The sequence below is a fragment of the Serratia sp. CC22-02 genome (assembly GCF_900182895.1).
GTDB classification, from domain to species: domain Bacteria; phylum Pseudomonadota; class Gammaproteobacteria; order Enterobacterales; family Enterobacteriaceae; genus Serratia; species Serratia nevei.
Genome location: NZ_FXUD01000004.1, coordinates 214,928 through 232,296 on the forward strand (window position 1 = coordinate 214,928; position 17,369 = coordinate 232,296).

Genomic DNA, 17,369 nt, shown 5'->3' on the forward strand with positions numbered 1-17,369 from the left:
CGCCCAGTGCTCATTCCCATTATCCCCAGAGGCTTGCCAACTGCCATCCCATGATGGGCTCAAACTGTGCCCGGCCGCCTTCGGCGAACAGGCGGAGGCGGCGATCGCCCGCCGTCGGATAAATTCGGCTGGTCAGGCAGGCCTGCCCCTGATTGACGAAGATCTCCAGCGATGAGCGGTCAATGAAGATCCGTAGCGACAGGCTGTCACCTTCTGGCAGCGGCACGCTGCGGCAAGTGCACAGGGCGGGGTTTTCATGAAAACGTTCCAGCACCAGCCGGTGCGCCTGATTGTCGACGAACAGCCGCGCCGCACTCCCGATGGCCAGCCCGTAGCGCTCGGCGTCGTTGTCGGCCGGTCTCAACGTCAGGGTGAGTTCCTGCACGTCGTCCGCCAGCGGCAGATGCTGATTGGTCAGCGTCTGTGCCAAAAAGTTGTGCGATTCTCGGCGCAGCGCCGTTAGTTCACGCGCCGGGTTCATGCGGACGCTGCCGTCGGCGGCCAGCGTTAGCTCACGCGGCAGGGTGAGGGCGCCGGCCCAACGGTGCGCTTTGCTGGGCATTGGGGATTCCCACATATCCATCCAGGCAAACAGCAGCCGACGGCCGTCGGCGGCGGTGAAGGTCTGCGGCGCATAGAAATCGTGGCCGGCATCCAGCTCGCAGAAGGGTTGGGTCACCCTAAAGTCGCTGTCCGGCCGCCAGTGGCCGAGCAGATAGCCGCTCTGGAAGCGATTGCGGTAGCGGTAGCCCTGTGCCACCAGCCCCTGCGGCGAGAACAACAACAGGTGTTGTTCCCCCAGCGGGAAGAAATCCGGGCATTCCCACATATACCCTTGATGCGCCGCCTGCGCGCCGGCCAGCACCCGATCGAAGCGCCAGGCGCGCAGATCTGCAGAACGGTACAGGCGCACCTGGCCCAGGCCGTTTTCTTTGGCACCGACCACCAGCCACCATTCGCCGTTCTCGCGCCAGACTTTCGGATCGCGGAAATGCTGAATGCCGTCCGGCGCGGCCAGCACCGGCCCGTGCTTGACGAAGCGTATGCCGTCTTCGCTGGTGGCCAGACATTGCACTTCCCGCACCTGGCTGTCGTCGCCGGGCTCGCCCAGCCACACGTGGCCGGTGTAAATCAGCGTCAGCACGCCGTTGTCATCCACGGCGCAGCCGGAAAAGCAACCGTCTTTGTCATAGGGCGCATCGGGCGCCAGGGCGATGGGCTGGTGCTGCCAGCGGATCAGATCGCGGCTGGTCGCGTGCCCCCAGTGCATGGGGCCCCAGTGCTCGCTATAGGGGTGATGCTGGAAGAAGGCATGATAGACGCCGTCAATACAGATCAGCCCGTTGGGATCGTTGATCCAGCCGGCGGGCGGCGCGAGATGGAACTGCGGGTAGTATTCGTCTCGGCGTTCTGCGCGCAGGGCTTCGACCGCATGGTCGGCTTGAGCTAAGGCAGTGTTCATTGGACAGACTCACTTGATTTAATGGCGGATTGAAAGGGGGCTGCGCTGGCGGAACGTTCGCCGCGCAGCAGGAAACAGGAGACAAGCGTCGTGGCGGCGACCGCGCACCCCATCAGCAGATAGGTGTCGGCAAAGCCGATGCGGTCATAACCGTAGCCCGCCAGCGGCGACAGGAAGCTGGCCATCACCTGGGTGATGAACTGAAAGCCCACCAGGTAAAGCGTTGAGGAGAGGCGACTGTCGAAGCGGCTGGCGATGTATTTGAAGATAGCGATCAGCAGGATCGGCAACTCTACGGCGTGCAGCAGTTTCATGGCGGAGATCATTAATGCGCCGCTGACCAAGCCTGAGCCGAACATGCGCAGCGCCATCACGCCACCGGCCAGCAGCAGCCCCTGTTTGGCGCCGATGCGGTTCACCAGCAGCGGCGCCAGGAACATGCCGCCGGCTTCGAGGAAGACCTGCAGCGAGTTGAGGAAGCCGTACATCTCGTTTCCCTGTTCGCGAGAAGCGAACTGCGAGGCGAAGTAGACCGAAAATTGCTGATCGAAAACGTTGTACACGCTGATACCGAGCACAAACACCACCAGCGCCCAGAAGCCCGGCATACGCAGCAGCGCCAGCGCATCCTGCAGCCGCAGATTTTCCGGTTTGCCGAACGCCAGGCCGGCCATGGCGTTCGGCTTCAGCTCGCGCACCTGGCTGAGCAGCAACAGGAATACCACGGCGGCGGCGGAGGCCAGCCAGAAATTGATGTTCGGATCGATATTGAAGATAAAACCGGCCAAAAAGGTGGCGCTGGCCCAGCCGAGCGATCCCCACATGCGGGCGCGGCCGAATTCGAAACCGCTGATGCGGCTGACTCGCTCGGTATAAGATTCCAGCGCGCCGATGCCGGCGAAGAAGGTGGCGCCGATAAATACCCCGCCGACCAGCGCGCCGAGCGGCAGGCTGCTGGCCAGCAGCGGGGCGTAAACGTAGATAAAGAACGGGCCGGTCAGCAGCAGCATTACGCCGAGAAACTGCAGCAGGTGCTTGCGCAGCCCAAGTTTGTCCTGAATAAACCCGTACAGTGGCTGTGCGCACAGCGCCACCAACGAGATAGCGGAGAAGATCAGGCCGGTCTCGGCGCCTTTCAGGCCGATCTTCTGATTCAGCCACAGTGAGATCAGCGAAAAGCTGGAAGACCAGGTGAAGAAAAAGAAGAACAGCAGGCCGCTGAGCAGCACGTAATATTTTTTAGTTTCGCGGTTCATGGGTAGGGCCCCGGTGAGTGAAGTTAGCTCTATTGTTAACGTTAACTCGCAAGGGGATGAAGCCAGCAGATATCACGCGTGCGATGTTAATCACAAAAGTTAACGTTAACATTTTGGCGTTGTGATCGAGGTCACGAGTTGGCAAGGGGGCGATGTGCCCCCGGAGGATTAACGTTCGTTCAGCGAGCGCAGATGGTCGTCGCGGCGCAGCGTCATCAGCGCAAACAGGCTGACCACCGAGGTGGCGACCACGTAGTAGGCGGGAATGTCGATATTACCGGTCTGTTTGATGAGGCCGGTGATAATCAGCCCGGCCGAGCCGGAAAACACCGCATTGGACAGCGAGTAAGCCAGCCCCAAGCCGGTATAGCGCACCCGGGTCGGGAACATCTCTGCCAGCATCGCCGGGCCGGGGCCGGCCAGCAGGCCGACTACGGCGCCGGCGATCATGACCGCCAGCCCTTTGGCCCACAGTGAACTCTGCGCATCCTGCAACAGGTGCAGCAGCGGGAAGGTGAACAGGATCACCGCCGCCACCGCCGTCAGCATCACCGTTTTACGCCCCAGTTTGTCGCTGATGATGCCCGCCGGCAGAATGGTCAGGGCGAAGCCGACGTTGGCCAGCACCGTCGCCACCAGCGCCTGCTGGAAGGTGGCGTGCAATGAAGTTTGCAAATAGGAAGGCATCACCACCAGGAAGGTATAGCCGGCGGCCGACCAGCCCATCATGCGGCCGATGCCGATCAGAATGGTTTTCACCACGCCGCCCAGCTTCGCTTCCGGCGGCGCTGCGGCGTGTTCCGCATGTTGCTGCGCCTGGGTGAACGTGGGCGTTTCCTCGAGTTTGAGCCGCAGCCACAGCGCCACGGCGCCCATCGGCAGCGCCAGCAGGAAGGGAATACGCCAGCCCCAGTCATGCAGCTGCTGCGCGCTGAGCAGCGCGGCCAGCAGCGCCACCAGCCCAGCGCCGGCCAGCAGGCCGAGCGCGACGGTCAGCGACTGCCAGGCGCCGAACAGCCCACGCTTGCCCTTCGGGGCGAACTCGGTCATCAGCGACACGGCGCCGCCGAATTCGCCGCCGGCGAACAGCCCCTGAAACATGCGCAGCAGCGTCAGCAGCAGCGGGGCGGCGACGCCGATCGAGGCATAGGTCGGCATGACGCCGATCAGCGCGGTGGCCAGCGTCATCAGCAGCAGAACCGCAATCAGCGTCGGGCGACGGCCGATGCGATCGCCGATGCGGCCGAAGATCACCGCGCCGATCGGCCGACAGAAGAACGCCAGCGCGAAGGCGGCGTAGGTGAGGATCAGGCTGGTGATTTCGTTTTCACCCTGCAGCGTGAAAAAATTGGCGGCGATAACGGTGGCCAGGAACCCGTACACCCCGAACTCATACCATTCGATAAAGTTGCCGACCGAGCCGGCCAGCAACGCCTGACGCGAGCGGCGCGCGTCGAGAGTCTGTTGATTCATCCCCGTTCCCATACTTTTGAATTATTGTTCGTCAGTTCTAAATTTATACGACAAAACAATCAATTGATTTCAGCGGGAACTGTGAGGCGTTCAGCGCATGCCGTCGATACGCCACCATTCGGGGCAAACATCGGCGAATGCATGTGAGGTCGGGCACAGCTCCGGCAGATCGGCCCGATCGAAGCTGCCGGTGGCCAGTGCCACCGTCGGCTCGTCGTCGATCGCCCCCAGCGTGCTGCCGCAGCGTGGGCAAAAGGCGCGGCTGGAATAGGGTGAAGAACGGTATAGGGCCGGCATGCCACCCGGGCCGTTCCACTCGATGGCCTGACGCGGAAATTCGACCCAACAGAGCGTCGGCGCGCCGGAGTGGCGGCGGCAAAAATCGCAGGAACAGCTGTGCGGATTGCCAGGCAGGCCGCGTGCCTGAAAGCGAATATGCCCGCACAGGCAGCCGCCGCTATAGCTGGGGTTTTCCATGAGTTCTCCGTCATAAACGCGGGAATGGCGATGAAAATCACTATAGCGGCATCGCGAAAAATTAACAGGTCTCCGCTGACGCATTACCAGAGCAACGGTGCAGGTTCGCGGCCGTTTTCGGCGTAGTACAGCGACGGCAGGAACTGCGCCAGATAGCTGAACTCGTTGTAGCAGTGGCGCATCAGGTTAAAGCCGATGTCGTCCGGCAGCTCGTCGTGGGCGTTGGCGCAGGCTTTGCCCAGCAGGAAGCGGCTGCGCAGCACGCAGCCATAGGGCGTGTCGCGCACCAGGTGCAGCATCTCGCCGTCGCAGGGATCGCCGTTGTCATCCAGCGCCACCTGGTCACCGAAGCCGATGCGCGCGCAAACGGCGGCGGAGAGCGCCTGCGCGTCGCGCGCCTGGCGCAGAGGCTGCGGCGCGAAGAAATCCTCGGCGGCGTGAAACTTGAGGCGTGCCGCGACCGGCGGCAGCTCCGCCAACCACTCGACCGCTTCGATGCTGGCGCCGACGTAGTTTTCCCCCTTTTTCCAGTGGCGATCCCAGCCGCGGTGTTCGACGTGATCGTGCGGGTGCCACCAGTTGATATGCTGAGTCGTTTCGAAGAAGGTGAACCACCAGTCCAGCATGCGCCCTTTGCAGCCGTGCAGGTCGGTGCGAACCGCCACGGTCAGCAGGCCGTCGGCGCTGCGGCTTAGCCCCATCTCCAGCCGCAGCGGTTCGGGCCTGAGCAACTCGTTGATATCGTTAACGCCCCACGGCGCCAGTAGGGAGGGATGTGTCATAATGGGTTCCTTTTTTATTTTGGAAACGAATTTCGTTTCCAAAATAAGGCTATGCCGCTATGCTGAGTCTGTCAACGCTTATGAGGAATAAATATGGCAAACCCGAATGAAGAACCGCTGCGTGCTCGCGGCCGGCCGGCCACGCCGGAAACGGCGCTGCGCGCGGCGCTGGTTCAGGCGACGTTGGCACTGCTGATCGACGGTGGCTATGCCGCGGCGACGGTGGATGCGGTGGCGAAACGCGCCGGGGTGGCTAAAAAAACCCTGTATCGCTTTGCCGCCAACCGCGACGAACTGGTGGCGCAGGCGGTAAGCGGTTGGACCGAGGCGTTTCAGCCGGCCTTCGCCCAGGATGCCGGGCAGCGGGCGGCGGTTGCGCCGTTGTTGGAAAAAGGGCTGCAGGCCATCGCGCAGCAGGTGCTGAGTGCGGAAGCGGTGGGCATGTTCCGGCTGCTGCAAAGCGAATTTCCGGGGCGCGAGGGGCTGCTGGACAGCTACCAGCGCAACGGTATTCAGCGCGGCCGGGCGACGGTGGCGGACTGGCTGCAGCGCCAGCAGCAGTGCGGGTGGCTGCGTGAGCGCGACTGGGCGCAAACCAGCGACCTGCTGTTGGCGATGACCATCGCCGAACCGCTGCGGCAGATGACGTTGGGGCTGTTGTCGCCGGGCAGCGCGATCGACGAGCGCATCGCGGCGGCGGTGGCGCTGGTGATGCCGGGTTTGCTGGAAGAGGAGTGAAAACAAAAAAGGGCCGACGAATCGGCCCTTGAGCGGGGGAATGCCGTTACCGTTTAGGCCCGGCGTTCACCAGTTTTTCGCCCGCCGGGGTGACGGTATATTTGGCGAAGTTATCGATAAAGCGCTGCGCCAGATCCTGCGCCTTCTCCTGCCACAGCGATTCGTCGGCATAGGTTTTGCGCGGATCGAGAATCGACGGATCGACGCCCGGCAGCGCGGTCGGCACTGCCAGCCCGAAGATCGGCAGCGTGAATGTCTCGGCCTGCTCAATGTCGCCATTTAGAATGGCGTCGATGATGCCGCGCGTGTCTTTGATCGAGATACGTTTGCCGCTGCCGTTCCAGCCGGTGTTGACCAGGTAAGCCTGGGCGCCGGCGGCCTCCATGCGTTTCACCAGCACTTCGGCATACTGCGTCGGGTGCAGCGTCAGGAACGCGGCGCCGAAGCAGGCGGAGAAGGTCGGCGTCGGCGCGGTGATGCCGCGCTCGGTGCCGGCCAGCTTGGCGGTGAAGCCGGACAGGAAGTGGTACTGGGTCTGCTCAGGCGTCAGGCGCGATACCGGCGGCAGTACGCCGAAGGCGTCGGCGGTCAGGAAGATGATCTTGCGCGCATGGCCGGCTTTGGACACCGGTTTGACGATGTTCTCGATGTGATAAATCGGATAGGAGACGCGGGTGTTCTCGGTTTTGCTGGCGTCGTCGAAGTCGATGCTGCCGTCGGCCAGCACGGTGACGTTTTCCAGCAGCGCATCGCGGCGGATCGCCTGATAGATTTCCGGCTCCGCCTGCGGCGACAGCTTGATGGTCTTGGCGTAGCAGCCGCCTTCGAAGTTGAACACGCCGTCGTCGTCCCAGCCGTGCTCGTCATCGCCGATCAGCTGGCGCTTCGGATCGGTGGAGAGGGTGGTTTTGCCGGTGCCGGACAGGCCGAAGAACACCGCCACGTCGCCTTGTTCGCCGACGTTGGCCGAGCAGTGCATCGAGGCGATGCCCTTCAGCGGCAGCAGGTAGTTCATGATCGAGAACAGGCCTTTCTTCATCTCGCCGCCGTACCAGGTGCCGCCGATCAGCTGCATGCGCTCCGTCAGGTTGAAGGCGACGAAGTTCTCCGAATGCAGCCCTTGCTGCTGCCAGTCCGGGTTGGTGCATTTGGCGCCGTTCATCACCACGAAGTCCGGCTCGAAGTCTGCCAGTTCGGCGTCGTTCGGGCGGATAAACATGTTTTTCACGAAGTGCGCCTGCCAGGCCACCTCGGTGATGAAGCGCACTTTCAGGCGCGTGTCGGCGTTGGCGCCGCAGAACGCGTCCACCACGAACAAACGCTTGCCGGAGAGCTGGTTGCCCACCAGCGTTTTCAGATGCTGCCAGACTTCCGGGGAGAGCGGCTGGTTGTCGTTCTTGCCGGTGCCGTTGTCCGACCACCAGACGGTATCGCGCGTGGTGTCGTCGCGCACGATGTATTTGTCCTTCGGCGAACGGCCGGTGAATTCACCGGTTGCGACGTTGACCGCGCCCAGCTGGGTGAGGGTGCCGCGTTCCAGCGGCGGCAGGTCGGCGCGGGTCTCTTCGGCGAACAGTAATTCATAGCTGGGGTTATAGACGACGTCGGCGGCCTGATGAATGCCGTAGCGAGCGAGGGTTTGTGGGGTAACAGCGCGTGAAGACATATTCTACTTCCTTATGAGTCATATTATGCCTCTTTCCCGTGCGGTGCCGCGCGCAGGATTAAGGTTCGGATCAAGCTGACCGGATTCAGCTAATGCGTTTCCGGTTCTTTATTAATAAAGCAGGGGGCTTTTTCGCCCTCCTATAGCATAGCAGCGAATTTAAACTCGATTACTTTAATTACAAAATGCTGACGATAATTAATTAAAACTAACCTTGGTGGAGGGTCACAATATTGAATTCCGCCGGCGTAATTTAGTTTTGCATTTTTATTTTTTATCATATCGTCAGAACTGTCTACTGTTTTATTTCTTATTAGAAAAAGCGAAATCCACAATAGGATTTTTCGTAATCATTTGTTTTTGCTTGGCTATGGCAAGACCGTTGCGCCAGGTGAATCTAACCGTACTGTACGCTTGTCAGCAGGGTGAATAATGAAACAGATAAATGCAGAACTGGCCTGTGATAAAAATACGGCATCGTCCGAATCCTCAGGATTAATTAATCAACTTCGTCAAATAGATATCGGTGCGGTACCGATCGCGCTGTTTATCACGATTTGCGCGATCGTGGCGATTTCCGCCTATGCCAACTTCCTGCCGAAGAATATGATCGGCGGCCTGGCGGTGATAATGACGCTGGGCTTTGCGCTGGCGCAGTTGGGAAAAAGCATTCCCGTGCTGCGCGATATCGGCGGGCCGGCCATTCTGTGTTTGATGGTGCCGTCGGTGCTGGTCTATTTCAATGTCTTCCAGCCTAACGTCATGGGCACCGTCCATCTGCTGATGAAAGACGCCAACCTGCTGTATTTCGTCATCGCCAGTCTGGTGGTCGGCAGCATTCTCGGCATGAATCGGGTGATCCTGATCCAGGGGATGATTCGCATGTTCGTGCCCTTGGTGGTCGGTACGGTGACGGCGGTGATCACCGGGCTGCTGGTGGGCAAGCTGTTCGGTTTTACCTTCTATCACACCTTCTTCTTCATCATCGTGCCGATCATCGGCGGCGGCATCGGCGAGGGGATTTTACCGCTGTCGCTGGCCTATTCGGCGATCCTGGGAGCGACGCCGGACGTCTACGTCGCGCAGCTGGCGCCGGCGGCGGTGCTGGGCAATATCTTCGCCATCGTGACCGCCGGGATCCTGGCTCGCATCGGCATGCAGCGCAAGGCACTGAGCGGCGACGGCATGCTGATCCGCTCGGCGCAGGAGAACGCGATGTTCGCCATCAAGGAGCAAAGCGGCAACGTCGATTTCCAACTGATGGGCGGCGGTCTGCTGGTGATCTGCGCCTTCTTTATCGTCGGTGGCCTGTTCGAACACATCGTGCATATTCCCGGCCCGGTGCTGATGATCCTGTTCGCGGTGTTGTGCAAGTACTGCCGGGTGATCCCGGCCTCGATGGAAACCGGCGCGCACAGTTTCTATAAGTTCGTCTCCACGGCGCTGGTGTGGCCGCTGATGATCGGTTTGGGCATGCTGTACGTGCCGCTGGAAAGCGTGGTGGCGGTGTTCTCGGTCGGTTATGTGGTGGTCTGCGGCTCGGTGGTGCTGTCGATGGGGCTGGTCAGTTTCCTGATTGCGCCTTACCTGAAGATGTTCCCGGTGGAAGCGGCGATCGTCACCTGTTGCCACAGCGGCCTGGGCGGCACCGGTGACGTGGCGATCCTGTCGGCGTCGAACCGTATGGGGCTAATGCCGTTCGCCCAAATCGCCACGCGCATCGGCGGCGCTTCCACGGTCATCGGCGCGACGCTGCTGCTCGGTTGGTTAGTCTGAGTCCAGAATTTCTTATGGATAGCCGGGGTTGGATTGCCCCGGTTTTTTTATGCGTTTCTTCCGCTTATCGTGATAATGCTGATGATTACCTTGAAAATCATTCGTATGGCGCAAATGCATAGTCGTACTTTATCTAAGAAAATTCTGTACTCGGCGAAAATGTGTCTATTCTTTTCTCTTAAGGGATTATCGTTCTCATTCAGAGTGCCGAGGGAAGGCGCCACCGCATTACCGATATCCCCGTATTGATTCAACACCGGACCGCTGCCGTTCAGGCAATCCGCCAGTTGGGGCATCCCCCCGATTGAATTGACGAATATGGAGATAAGGTTATGTCATCAAGCAATGCTTCCGTTAAGGCCGAAGGCGTATTAGCCCTGCTGGGCGCTTATAAACCCGATGAAGACGACAGCATTACCGTGCTTCATCCGTCGAAAACGTTCGAAAACGCCGGCCTGGAGCTGGTGCGCGGCGATCGCAGTTGGCACGACAAGGGCGTGACCGACACGCCGGTCTCCCTGACCTTCAGCTTCTGGGAAAAGGCGCCGGGCAACATGTCGAGCATGGGCATCAGCGGCTTCAGCAGCTTTAACGCCGAACAGCGCGAGCAGGCCAAACTGTCGTTGCAGTCATGGTCCGACGTGGCCAACGTCACCTTTACCGAAACCAGCAACACCGCCGCCGCCAACATCAAATTCGGCCTGTTCGACTACAGCTCGCGCGGCTCCTATGCCTTTGCGTATAACCCGGATACCTCGCCTTCGGTTGCCGGGCAAACCTGGTATAACGCCAAGAACCACACCTTCGTCAACAACCAGATCCATGAGAACGAGTACGGTCGCCAGACCTTCACCCATGAAATCGGCCATGCGCTGGGGCTGCAGCATCCGGGCGACTATAACGCCGCGCCGGGCGTCAGCATCACCTACGGCAAGGACGCAACCTATTTCGAGGACAGCCGCGCCCACAGCGTGATGAGCTATTTCAGCGAAAGCAACACCGGGCAGGACTTTAAAGGCGCGTACTCTTCCGGGCCGCTGCTCAACGACATTACGGCGATCCAGCATTTCTACGGCGCCAACATGAACACCCGCACCGGCGATACGATCTACGGCTTCAATTCCAATACCGATCGCGACTTCCTCACCGCCACCGGCGCGCAGGACAAGATTATTTTCACCGCCTGGGATGCCGGCGGTAACGACACCTTCGACTTCTCCGGCTTTGGCCAGAATCAGCGCATCAACCTGAATGAAAAAGCGTTCTCGGACGTTGGCGGCCTGAAAGGCAACGTGTCCATCGCCGCAGGCGTAACGATTGAAAATGCCATCGGCGGATCGGGCAACGATGTGCTGGTGGGCAACGCCGCCGACAACGTGCTCAAGGGCGGCGCGGGCGATGATGTGCTGTATGGCGGCAAAGGGGCGGATCAGCTGTGGGGCGGCGCCGGCAAGGACACCTTCGTCTATTTCGCGGCGGATGAATCGACGGCGGCGGCACCGGATTGGATCCGCGACTTCGTGCGCGGTGAAGACAAGATCGATCTGACGCTGTTCAACACCGGCAGCGCGGACGGCATTCGCTTCGTCGATCAGTTCAGCGGCAAGGCGGGTGAAGCGAAGTTGAGCTATGACGCGCAAAGTCACGTCAGCGACGTGGCGATCAACCTGGGCGGCGCTTTTGGCGCCAGCGATTTTCTGGTGAAAGTGGTGGGGCAGCCGCTGGATGCCGGCGATTTCGTGTTGGCGTAATGTTGGCAACAAAAATAGGGCGTTTTGGGCAAAAACCCGACAATTCCTATTAATTCCGTCATATTAGCGTGACATAGTAGCGCGCAGAAGGCCGGGCTTGCATACCTCGGGCTTCTGTCGGATCGCCAACCTTTTCGGTTGGCGATTCATTTTCCGCCTTTCAACATGTTGATGGCGGCGCCGAGCAGGATGCGCCGTTCGATATCGTTGCTGTCCGCCAGCTGCCGCGCCAGATGTTTTTCCAGCGTTTCCACCGACAGCGCTTCGCCACGATGGCGCAGCTGCATCACGCCGTCGCCGATCAGGCGTGCGACCTCATCCCATACGGGTTTAATCTCCTGTTCCGAGAACGTCATGGCCTACCTCGGCTGGTTGATTTTTGCCCAATGTAGCAGCTGAACTGCGGCTTCGCTACCGGCCACCCAAAACAGGAAGCATAAAAAACAAGCCATCAGTATTTCTTCTGGTTTTTACGCTCAATACTGGCGGTGTCGAAAAGCAGGAGAAAACATCATGAACTGGGTCGAAACCTTGGCGGAGTACTACCGCCTCAGCCGCACGGGTGAAACGCAACATTGGCTGTGCCGCCGCTGGTTGCCACAAGGGGAAGCGCGTCTGGCCTATTTGCGGGAGTTGCTGGAGCCGACCGCGCCAGGGCGGCGGTGAGCACGACGCCGGCGCCGGTTCGCGAGATTAACCGAAGGCGATTGCCGCCCAACGCAACAGCAGCAACGCCAGGCAGATCAGCAGCAGCACCACGACCATTTTACTGAGTTTGTTGCCCATGCGTTTTGTTGCCACGTTGCCCCCTTAACTGAAGTACCACCCGCCGACGAGGGTGATGAGGAAAAGCGTCACCAGGGCGACGCCGTTGAGTAAATCGCTGAAGGTATCGTCAGCATCGATGTCGTCTTGCCGCATGTTGCCGCCTGGCGGTTGCCATTGGGTGAATAATGTCCACAGTATGCGCCCGGCAGCGCGACAGGCACAGCGAAGAACGGTAAAAACTCGTAAAGGCGGCGGTGGCGGAACGCGCAGTCGCGCTTGCGACGGATGCAGACGGCCGGCAATACGTTGTACTATCCTGTCTGCATTGATGCATTTTTCCAAAAGGTATAATCATGGCGACGGCAATTCCACAGAAATACGAGCACCTTGAGCGCTGGGCGTTCGGCGATACCGAGCAGCAGGCCGATGAAGTGGTGCAATTGATCCTCAATGGCACCAAAACGGCCACCTGTTCCAACCTGGACGGCGAAGGGATCCCGCAGGCCGGCGATCTGTTCCTGGTGGTGGACGGTAAAGGTGAACCGGTCTGCGTGGTTGAACTGACCGCGGTGGAAATGAAAACTTACGATCAGGTCGATGAAGCGCACGCCTTTGCCGAAGGCGAGGGCGATCGTTCGCTGGCGCATTGGCGCAAAGAGCTGCAGCGCTTCTTCGAAGAGTACGATCTGTTCTCGCCGGACATGACGCTGGTGCTGATGAATTTCAAAGTCGTCGACAAGTTCTAAACGGATGCGCGCCGTTCCCTACGAATGCCAGTGGGCAAGCCCGGAGCTGGCCGCCGATCTGATCGCCGGCCGCATGACGCTGGCGCAAGACGAGAATTGGGCGCGCAGCGGCGCCCGCGATCGGGCGGAGTACGTCGAGTGGGCCAACCACGTGTGCGGCATGGCCTGCCTGAAAATGGTGCTGAGCCACCGCGACAGCGAAGCGCCACCGCTGCTGGAGCTGGCGCGGCGCAGCCTGCCTTACGGTGCCTATGTGCGCGAGGGGGAGCGGATAAAAGGGCTGATTTACGCGCCGTTCGTCGAGTACGTGCGCGAGCAGTTCGCGCTGCAAGCGGAGGTGAAGGTGGGGCTGGAGGCGGCCGAGTTATCGGCGCTGCTTAGCCAATACCGCTACTTTATCGCCTCGGTGCACCCCTCCATTCGCCGGCCCGAGAGCGTGCCGCCACAGCGAGGCGGGCATCTGGTGCTGATCACCGCCGCCGATACGCAAAGCGTGACTTTCCACAACCCTTCGGGCGACAGCCCGGCGACGCGCGAGCGGGTACAGCTGCCGCTCAACCGCTTCACCCCTTTCTTTGCCGGCCGCGGCATCGCCATCGCATAAAAAAACGCGCTGTTTCCGATGAAAGCAGCGCGTCGTCAGCAGGCCCGGCGTATTTTCATGCCAGCCGCATCACCCAGGCGTCCGCCTGCCGATCGTAGTGCTGCTTGTACAGCAGCGACTGTTTGCCGTTGAGGATCGCCGGAATGCTGGTGTGTTCATCCCAGCCGTCGAGCTGCATACACAGGTCCGGATCGGACTTGCAGGGAATGCTCAGGGTGCCGGCGCGGTCGGCGCCGGCGTGAAGATGCGCGTCATCGACCTCGAAGCTGCCAATTTTTACGACGGTTTTGCTCATGGGAACTCCTTGCTCAATGATGTGGTAGGAGGTTAGACCAGTAAGGCCATCGGTATGAGCATAGCCAAATGAGCAAAAAATGCCACATAAAAAATACATTCTGGCAACATTCATCCTGGGCGGCTAGCGGCCAGGCTAATAGGTCACGACATAGCTGACGTTATCCTGATAGGTACCGACCGGCACTTCGGTCTGCGCCGGATTGATGGCGGCGGTAAAGGGAATGCTTTGCGCCAGGCCGGTGCCGGTGCCGCTTTGCGCGTTGGTGCTGCTCCACACGGTGCTGGTGTTGGGCAGGTAGATCTGATACTGCAGGAAGTTGCTGGTGCCGCTGAGCATTTGCCGCCAACCGGTGATGGGGTTGTTGCCGTTGGTAAAGTAGGAGCTGTATGACTGGGATTTGGTGCAGGTCAGGGTGATGCTCTGGTTGATCGGGTTGAATTGCCCCACCAGCGCCATGCTGCCGAAGTTGACGTTATTGGCGGTATTGATCAGGCAGCTTTTGGTGATGACCGCGGTGATGGTCACGGTGCTGGGTTGGTTGGTGCCGTCCCACCAGATACACAGCCCTATCAGGCCCAGGCCGCAAATATGGTAGTTCCACACCAGATTGATGGTGTCGGTATAGGTGCCGGCGCTGACGTTCGCACCCGCCACGGTTTTGATGTACACCGGAAAGTTGACGTTGGAAGAGATCAGGATCAGCGACAGCAGGTTCAGCGAGCTGTAGTCGATGGTCTGGCCGACGCTGTAGGGGTATTGGTAGTTGGCATCCGGATAGATGAGATAGGAAATTTTATCGCCGGAGCCGTTGCCGTTCAGCAGGGCCATATTGTTGGTGGTGGAGGCGATCTTGACCGTGACGGTGTTTTGCGTCAACAGATTGAGCCCCAGCCCGGTACAGTTGAGCCCGGCGGTACCCTGGGCGCTGATCTGGCCGTTGTAGACGGCGAAGGAGTTGCTGCTGGGCAGGGTCACCGTGCCGTTGGTGGTGGCGCAGTCCGCCAGCGCGCGTTGCCCGCACAGCAGCAGCAGCGCCGCCAAAAGAATTTTCACTTGCCGATACATCGTTCTTCTTCTCCGTGTGTTATTGGCAGACGAGGGGACCGACGCGCTGTAGCCCCTGCGGATTGGCCAGGCTGAAGCTGACCTGGCACGGCGTGCCGCCGTCGGCCGGGATCACGCTCAGCCGGTTGTGCTGCTGCACCGGGTCGATATAGGTCATGCCATCCCACCCGACGTAGCTTTGTTGATTGCTGCCGATCACCGCCACCTGGCTGCCGTTGGCCAGCGGTTTGCCTTGCGTATCGACCAGCTCCACGTCGGCGGCGGAAAGGCGCTGGACGGGGAATTCGACCAGGTAGCCACTGTGATCGCGAATGGCGACGGTTTTTTCTACCGACGGCAAATTGACGTCCGCCGGCAGATTGAGCGGATCAATCTGGAATTTGGCGTGGTAATACGAAGTAACGGTGGGCACCAACAGGTAGCCTTTGTCGTTGGTGACGCCGATGCGCTGGTTCTCGTAGCTGACCGGAATACCGGCGTAGCCGTTGGTCGAAACCAGGGCAAAGGCGTCGTTGATGGTGTTGGTGGCGTATACGCCGCCGTTCATCGCCACCAGCGAACCGCTGACTTCGCCCCAGCGGGTGTAATCGTTACGGTTGCCGTACAGCCCGGCGCGGGTTTCCAACAGCGAGGTGCGCCAGGTCAGGTCTGCCTGGCGGTAATCGCTGTCGCTGCCTTGACCGCCGGCGTAGGCCAGGTTCCAGCCGAAACCGCCGTCGGTCGGCGCGGCGCGGCTGTACGCGACGCGTTCGCTCCAGCGGTTGCCGGCGTCGCGGGCGGTACTGACGTTAGCGGTGCCCCAGGCATCGAACGGAATGCTGATCTGCAGCTGCGAGCTGTAGCCGTCGCCGCCGATCTCGCGGTTCGCCGAGGCGTACAGGCTGATATTGCGCCACAGCGTCAGGCTGTACGACAGGTTGACCAGGCGGGTGCGTTGGCCGATGGCGTCGCGCACGTCGAAATAACCGGCGCCCAGGCTGCCGAAGCGGCTCAGGCCGATGCTGCCGGTCAGTTGATCGGTGCGGCGGCTCAGGCGGTAGCTGCTCTTGTAGGTGGAGAGGTCGCCGAAGTCCGCGCTGCGCAGTACCCGTTGGGCATTGAGGCTGAAATATTGGTTGCTGTAGGTATAGCTCAGGCTGGTCTGATCGCCGTGGCGGCCGGTGTACTGATAAACCGGCCCGGCATCCGGTTGCTGTACCGGTTGGCCGGTGATCGGATCGTAATAAAGGGGCGTGACCGGCGGGGCGTTGAAGGCATCGCTGCCCGCCTGGCTGTAACTGTAGGAGGCGTTGAGGACCCCTAACTGCCCCAGGCGCACGCCCGCGCCGGCGCCGGTGACCGCCAGCTCAGCCGCGCCTTCCGCCCGCCCTTCGAGCGTCAACCAATCAGTGACGCCGTAACGCCCACTGCCGCTGGCCACCCATTGGCCGTAGTCTGCGGAGCGATAGCCGTAATTTTGACGCAGCGCCCCTGCCGACAGGCTGAAATCGCTTAGCCCGGCCTGCAGCAGCGAGCTGGCGACATAGAACGGCACCGTGGTGCTGATCTGGCGGCCGAGCGCGTCGGTGGTGACCACCGTCGCCTGGCCGGCGCCGTTGATGTAAGGCACTGTATTCAGGGTGAACGGGCCGGGGTTCACGCTGACGGAGGTATTCTTGTAGCTGTTGATGTACAGGTCGACGCTGCTCGGCACGGCGGCCTGGCCGGAGAACTGCGGCAGCGGATAGGTAATCAGATCCGGCCGCGTGGCGAAGTTGCGCGCCACCTGCAGGCCGCCGATGCGCACCGAACTGGTCCAGGGCAGCGAGCCGGTCGTGAGATCGCCGGCGGTATAGCTGAGCATGGTGTCGTCGTCGCTGTAGCGCCAGCTGCTGTCGTAGCGGATATAGCGATTGTTCTGCTGTGCGGCGGTCTCGCCGTTGAAGCTGCTGCGGAAAATGCCGGTGTTGGCGATAACGCCGAAGCCGTCGAACAGCCGCTGTTCGCTCCAGGCGGAAAAATAGCCCGGATTGCCGCGCCCGCCGCTCTGGCTGACGTAGGCGTCGTAATTCAGCAAGAAACCCAGGCTGCTTTGCGCCGGCAGCCGCTGTTCTGGGTTGGCGTCGCCGAGGGTTTGCTTGGGCAGCCAGTCGTTGGGCACCGAGATCAACAGCTGCTGCGTTTCGCCGCTGTAGGTGACGTCGACCTTATCCAATTGATCGACGGCGATCTCTTTCGCTTGCTTGTTCGCCACCGGCAGGCCGGCGTCGCTCAGTTGCTGCGGCGTCAAATAGTAGTGGCCGCCGCGGTAGGTGACCGGCACCACTTTGCCGGTCTGGCGGCCGTTCACCACCGGCTCCAGATACAGCGTGGTGTCCGGCATGCTGATGGCGCTGGGCGGCGGTGGAAGGTCGTCGGCGGCGGCGTGCGGCGGCCACAGCTCCACCGCCATACAAAGTACGGCCAGGGCCAGCGGCTTGAGCTGCATGCCGCGCGTGGCCGGCGACGAGATCCGCTTCACCTGCACC

At 60.8% G+C, this 17,369-nt stretch carries 17 protein-coding genes; 6 read left to right on the forward strand and 11 right to left on the reverse strand.

Translation table 11 applies throughout. From position 1 onward, the window contains the following. Positions 1 to 19 precede the first annotated feature (19 nt). From QOL81_RS15675 to QOL81_RS15695, 5 genes are all read right to left on the reverse strand, one after another. Complete coding sequence (locus QOL81_RS15675; protein ID WP_169318357.1) at positions 20 to 1,462, reverse strand: glycoside hydrolase family 32 protein; 1,443 nt, start codon at positions 1,460 to 1,462, stop codon at positions 20 to 22. After that, the gene (locus QOL81_RS15680) at positions 1,459 to 2,718 is read right to left on the reverse strand and encodes an MFS transporter (RefSeq protein ID WP_060419292.1); all 1,260 of its coding nucleotides are present in this window, start codon (positions 2,716 to 2,718) and stop codon (positions 1,459 to 1,461) included. Before QOL81_RS15680 ends, QOL81_RS15675 begins: the two co-directional genes overlap by 4 nt. Positions 2,719 to 2,886: 168 nt before the next feature. After that, positions 2,887 to 4,191 carry an MFS transporter gene (locus tag QOL81_RS15685; RefSeq protein WP_049200384.1) on the reverse strand — a complete coding sequence of 435 codons (1,305 nt, stop codon included), beginning with the start codon at positions 4,189 to 4,191 and terminating at the stop codon, positions 2,887 to 2,889. A 90-nt stretch (positions 4,192 to 4,281) separates the two neighbouring features. Next, positions 4,282 to 4,668: a GFA family protein gene (locus tag QOL81_RS15690; RefSeq protein WP_060419290.1), complete on the reverse strand. Its 387-nt coding sequence runs from the start codon at positions 4,666 to 4,668 to the stop codon at positions 4,282 to 4,284. 83 nt (positions 4,669 to 4,751) lie between these two features. Next, the gene (locus QOL81_RS15695) at positions 4,752 to 5,450 is read right to left on the reverse strand and encodes a DAPG hydrolase family protein (protein ID WP_060440096.1); all 699 of its coding nucleotides are present in this window, start codon (positions 5,448 to 5,450) and stop codon (positions 4,752 to 4,754) included. 93 nt (positions 5,451 to 5,543) lie between these two features. On the opposite strand from QOL81_RS15695, the gene QOL81_RS15700 reads away from it, so the two are divergent. Further along, the gene (locus tag QOL81_RS15700; protein ID WP_193159006.1) at positions 5,544 to 6,188 is read left to right on the forward strand and encodes a TetR/AcrR family transcriptional regulator; all 645 of its coding nucleotides are present in this window, start codon (positions 5,544 to 5,546) and stop codon (positions 6,186 to 6,188) included. A 46-nt stretch (positions 6,189 to 6,234) separates the two neighbouring features. On the opposite strand, the gene pckA is transcribed toward QOL81_RS15700, so the two are convergent. Continuing rightward, on the reverse strand, positions 6,235 to 7,854 hold the full coding sequence (pckA, locus tag QOL81_RS15705; protein ID WP_141959024.1) for a phosphoenolpyruvate carboxykinase (ATP): 1,620 nt from the start codon (positions 7,852 to 7,854) through the stop codon (positions 6,235 to 6,237). A 432-nt stretch (positions 7,855 to 8,286) separates the two neighbouring features. Here pckA and QOL81_RS15710 point away from each other — a divergent pair, with 432 nt between their 5' ends. Both QOL81_RS15710 and QOL81_RS15715 read left to right on the forward strand, forming a co-directional pair. Next, positions 8,287 to 9,630, forward strand: coding sequence for a 2-hydroxycarboxylate transporter family protein (locus tag QOL81_RS15710; protein WP_283439920.1), 1,344 nt, complete (start codon positions 8,287 to 8,289; stop codon positions 9,628 to 9,630). A gap of 332 nt (positions 9,631 to 9,962) precedes the next feature. Then, positions 9,963 to 11,381 (forward strand): serralysin family metalloprotease, encoded by a 1,419-nt coding sequence (locus QOL81_RS15715; protein ID WP_283439921.1) that lies wholly within the window; start codon positions 9,963 to 9,965, stop codon positions 11,379 to 11,381. Between the two features lie 146 nt (positions 11,382 to 11,527). Here the strand turns inward: QOL81_RS15715 and QOL81_RS15720 are convergent, their stop codons facing one another. Then, complete coding sequence (locus QOL81_RS15720; protein ID WP_004931526.1) at positions 11,528 to 11,737, reverse strand: hypothetical protein; 210 nt, start codon at positions 11,735 to 11,737, stop codon at positions 11,528 to 11,530. Positions 11,738 to 11,894: 157 nt separating this feature from the next. Here QOL81_RS15720 and QOL81_RS15725 point away from each other — a divergent pair, with 157 nt between their 5' ends. Continuing rightward, positions 11,895 to 12,047 (forward strand): hypothetical protein, encoded by a 153-nt coding sequence (locus tag QOL81_RS15725; protein ID WP_169318360.1) that lies wholly within the window; start codon positions 11,895 to 11,897, stop codon positions 12,045 to 12,047. 27 nt (positions 12,048 to 12,074) lie between these two features. On the opposite strand, the gene yniD is transcribed toward QOL81_RS15725, so the two are convergent. Then, entirely contained in the window at positions 12,075 to 12,167 is a 93-nt protein-coding gene (gene yniD, locus QOL81_RS15730; RefSeq protein WP_016928013.1) for a small membrane protein YniD, read from the reverse strand. Positions 12,168 to 12,502: 335 nt separating this feature from the next. Between yniD and QOL81_RS15735 the strand changes: the two genes are divergently transcribed. Both QOL81_RS15735 and QOL81_RS15740 read left to right on the forward strand, forming a co-directional pair. Continuing rightward, positions 12,503 to 12,895 (forward strand): ASCH domain-containing protein, encoded by a 393-nt coding sequence (locus QOL81_RS15735; protein WP_169318361.1) that lies wholly within the window; start codon positions 12,503 to 12,505, stop codon positions 12,893 to 12,895. Between the two features lie 4 nt (positions 12,896 to 12,899). After that, entirely contained in the window at positions 12,900 to 13,499 is a 600-nt protein-coding gene (locus tag QOL81_RS15740) for a cysteine peptidase family C39 domain-containing protein (protein WP_169318362.1), read from the forward strand. Between the two features lie 55 nt (positions 13,500 to 13,554). On the opposite strand, the gene QOL81_RS15745 is transcribed toward QOL81_RS15740, so the two are convergent. The 3 genes from QOL81_RS15745 to QOL81_RS15755 all read right to left on the reverse strand — a co-directional run bounded on the left by QOL81_RS15745 (position 13,555) and on the right by QOL81_RS15755 (position 17,329). After that, complete coding sequence (locus QOL81_RS15745) at positions 13,555 to 13,794, reverse strand: YebV family protein (protein WP_100396313.1); 240 nt, start codon at positions 13,792 to 13,794, stop codon at positions 13,555 to 13,557. A gap of 135 nt (positions 13,795 to 13,929) precedes the next feature. Further along, entirely contained in the window at positions 13,930 to 14,862 is a 933-nt protein-coding gene (locus QOL81_RS15750) for a Csu type fimbrial protein (RefSeq protein WP_169318363.1), read from the reverse strand. A gap of 19 nt (positions 14,863 to 14,881) precedes the next feature. Continuing rightward, complete coding sequence (locus tag QOL81_RS15755; RefSeq protein WP_428842943.1) at positions 14,882 to 17,329, reverse strand: fimbria/pilus outer membrane usher protein; 2,448 nt, start codon at positions 17,327 to 17,329, stop codon at positions 14,882 to 14,884. Positions 17,330 to 17,369 lie beyond the last annotated feature (40 nt).

What these genes read in the sequence shown, in the direction of transcription:
- QOL81_RS15725 (WP_169318360.1), top strand. Translation starts at nt 11,895, where the DNA reads ATGAACTGGGTCGAAACCTTGGCGGAGTACTACCGCCTCAGCCGCACG.
- QOL81_RS15700 (WP_193159006.1), top strand. Translation starts at nt 5,544, where the DNA reads ATGGCAAACCCGAATGAAGAACCGCTGCGTGCTCGCGGCCGGCCGGCC.
- yniD (WP_016928013.1), bottom strand. Translation starts at nt 12,167, where the DNA reads ATGGGCAACAAACTCAGTAAAATGGTCGTGGTGCTGCTGCTGATCTGC.
- QOL81_RS15690 (WP_060419290.1), bottom strand. Translation starts at nt 4,668, where the DNA reads ATGGAAAACCCCAGCTATAGCGGCGGCTGCCTGTGCGGGCATATTCGC.
- QOL81_RS15695 (WP_060440096.1), bottom strand. Translation starts at nt 5,450, where the DNA reads ATGACACATCCCTCCCTACTGGCGCCGTGGGGCGTTAACGATATCAAC.
- QOL81_RS15735 (WP_169318361.1), top strand. Translation starts at nt 12,503, where the DNA reads ATGGCGACGGCAATTCCACAGAAATACGAGCACCTTGAGCGCTGGGCG.
- QOL81_RS15745 (WP_100396313.1), bottom strand. Translation starts at nt 13,794, where the DNA reads ATGAGCAAAACCGTCGTAAAAATTGGCAGCTTCGAGGTCGATGACGCG.
- QOL81_RS15720 (WP_004931526.1), bottom strand. Translation starts at nt 11,737, where the DNA reads ATGACGTTCTCGGAACAGGAGATTAAACCCGTATGGGATGAGGTCGCA.
- QOL81_RS15740 (WP_169318362.1), top strand. Translation starts at nt 12,900, where the DNA reads ATGCGCGCCGTTCCCTACGAATGCCAGTGGGCAAGCCCGGAGCTGGCC.
- QOL81_RS15710 (WP_283439920.1), top strand. Translation starts at nt 8,287, where the DNA reads ATGAAACAGATAAATGCAGAACTGGCCTGTGATAAAAATACGGCATCG.
- QOL81_RS15675 (WP_169318357.1), bottom strand. Translation starts at nt 1,462, where the DNA reads ATGAACACTGCCTTAGCTCAAGCCGACCATGCGGTCGAAGCCCTGCGC.
- QOL81_RS15750 (WP_169318363.1), bottom strand. Translation starts at nt 14,862, where the DNA reads ATGTATCGGCAAGTGAAAATTCTTTTGGCGGCGCTGCTGCTGCTGTGC.
- QOL81_RS15755 (WP_428842943.1), bottom strand. Translation starts at nt 17,329, where the DNA reads ATGCAGCTCAAGCCGCTGGCCCTGGCCGTACTTTGTATGGCGGTGGAG.
- QOL81_RS15685 (WP_049200384.1), bottom strand. Translation starts at nt 4,191, where the DNA reads ATGAATCAACAGACTCTCGACGCGCGCCGCTCGCGTCAGGCGTTGCTG.
- pckA (WP_141959024.1), bottom strand. Translation starts at nt 7,854, where the DNA reads ATGTCTTCACGCGCTGTTACCCCACAAACCCTCGCTCGCTACGGCATT.
- QOL81_RS15680 (WP_060419292.1), bottom strand. Translation starts at nt 2,718, where the DNA reads ATGAACCGCGAAACTAAAAAATATTACGTGCTGCTCAGCGGCCTGCTG.
- QOL81_RS15715 (WP_283439921.1), top strand. Translation starts at nt 9,963, where the DNA reads ATGTCATCAAGCAATGCTTCCGTTAAGGCCGAAGGCGTATTAGCCCTG.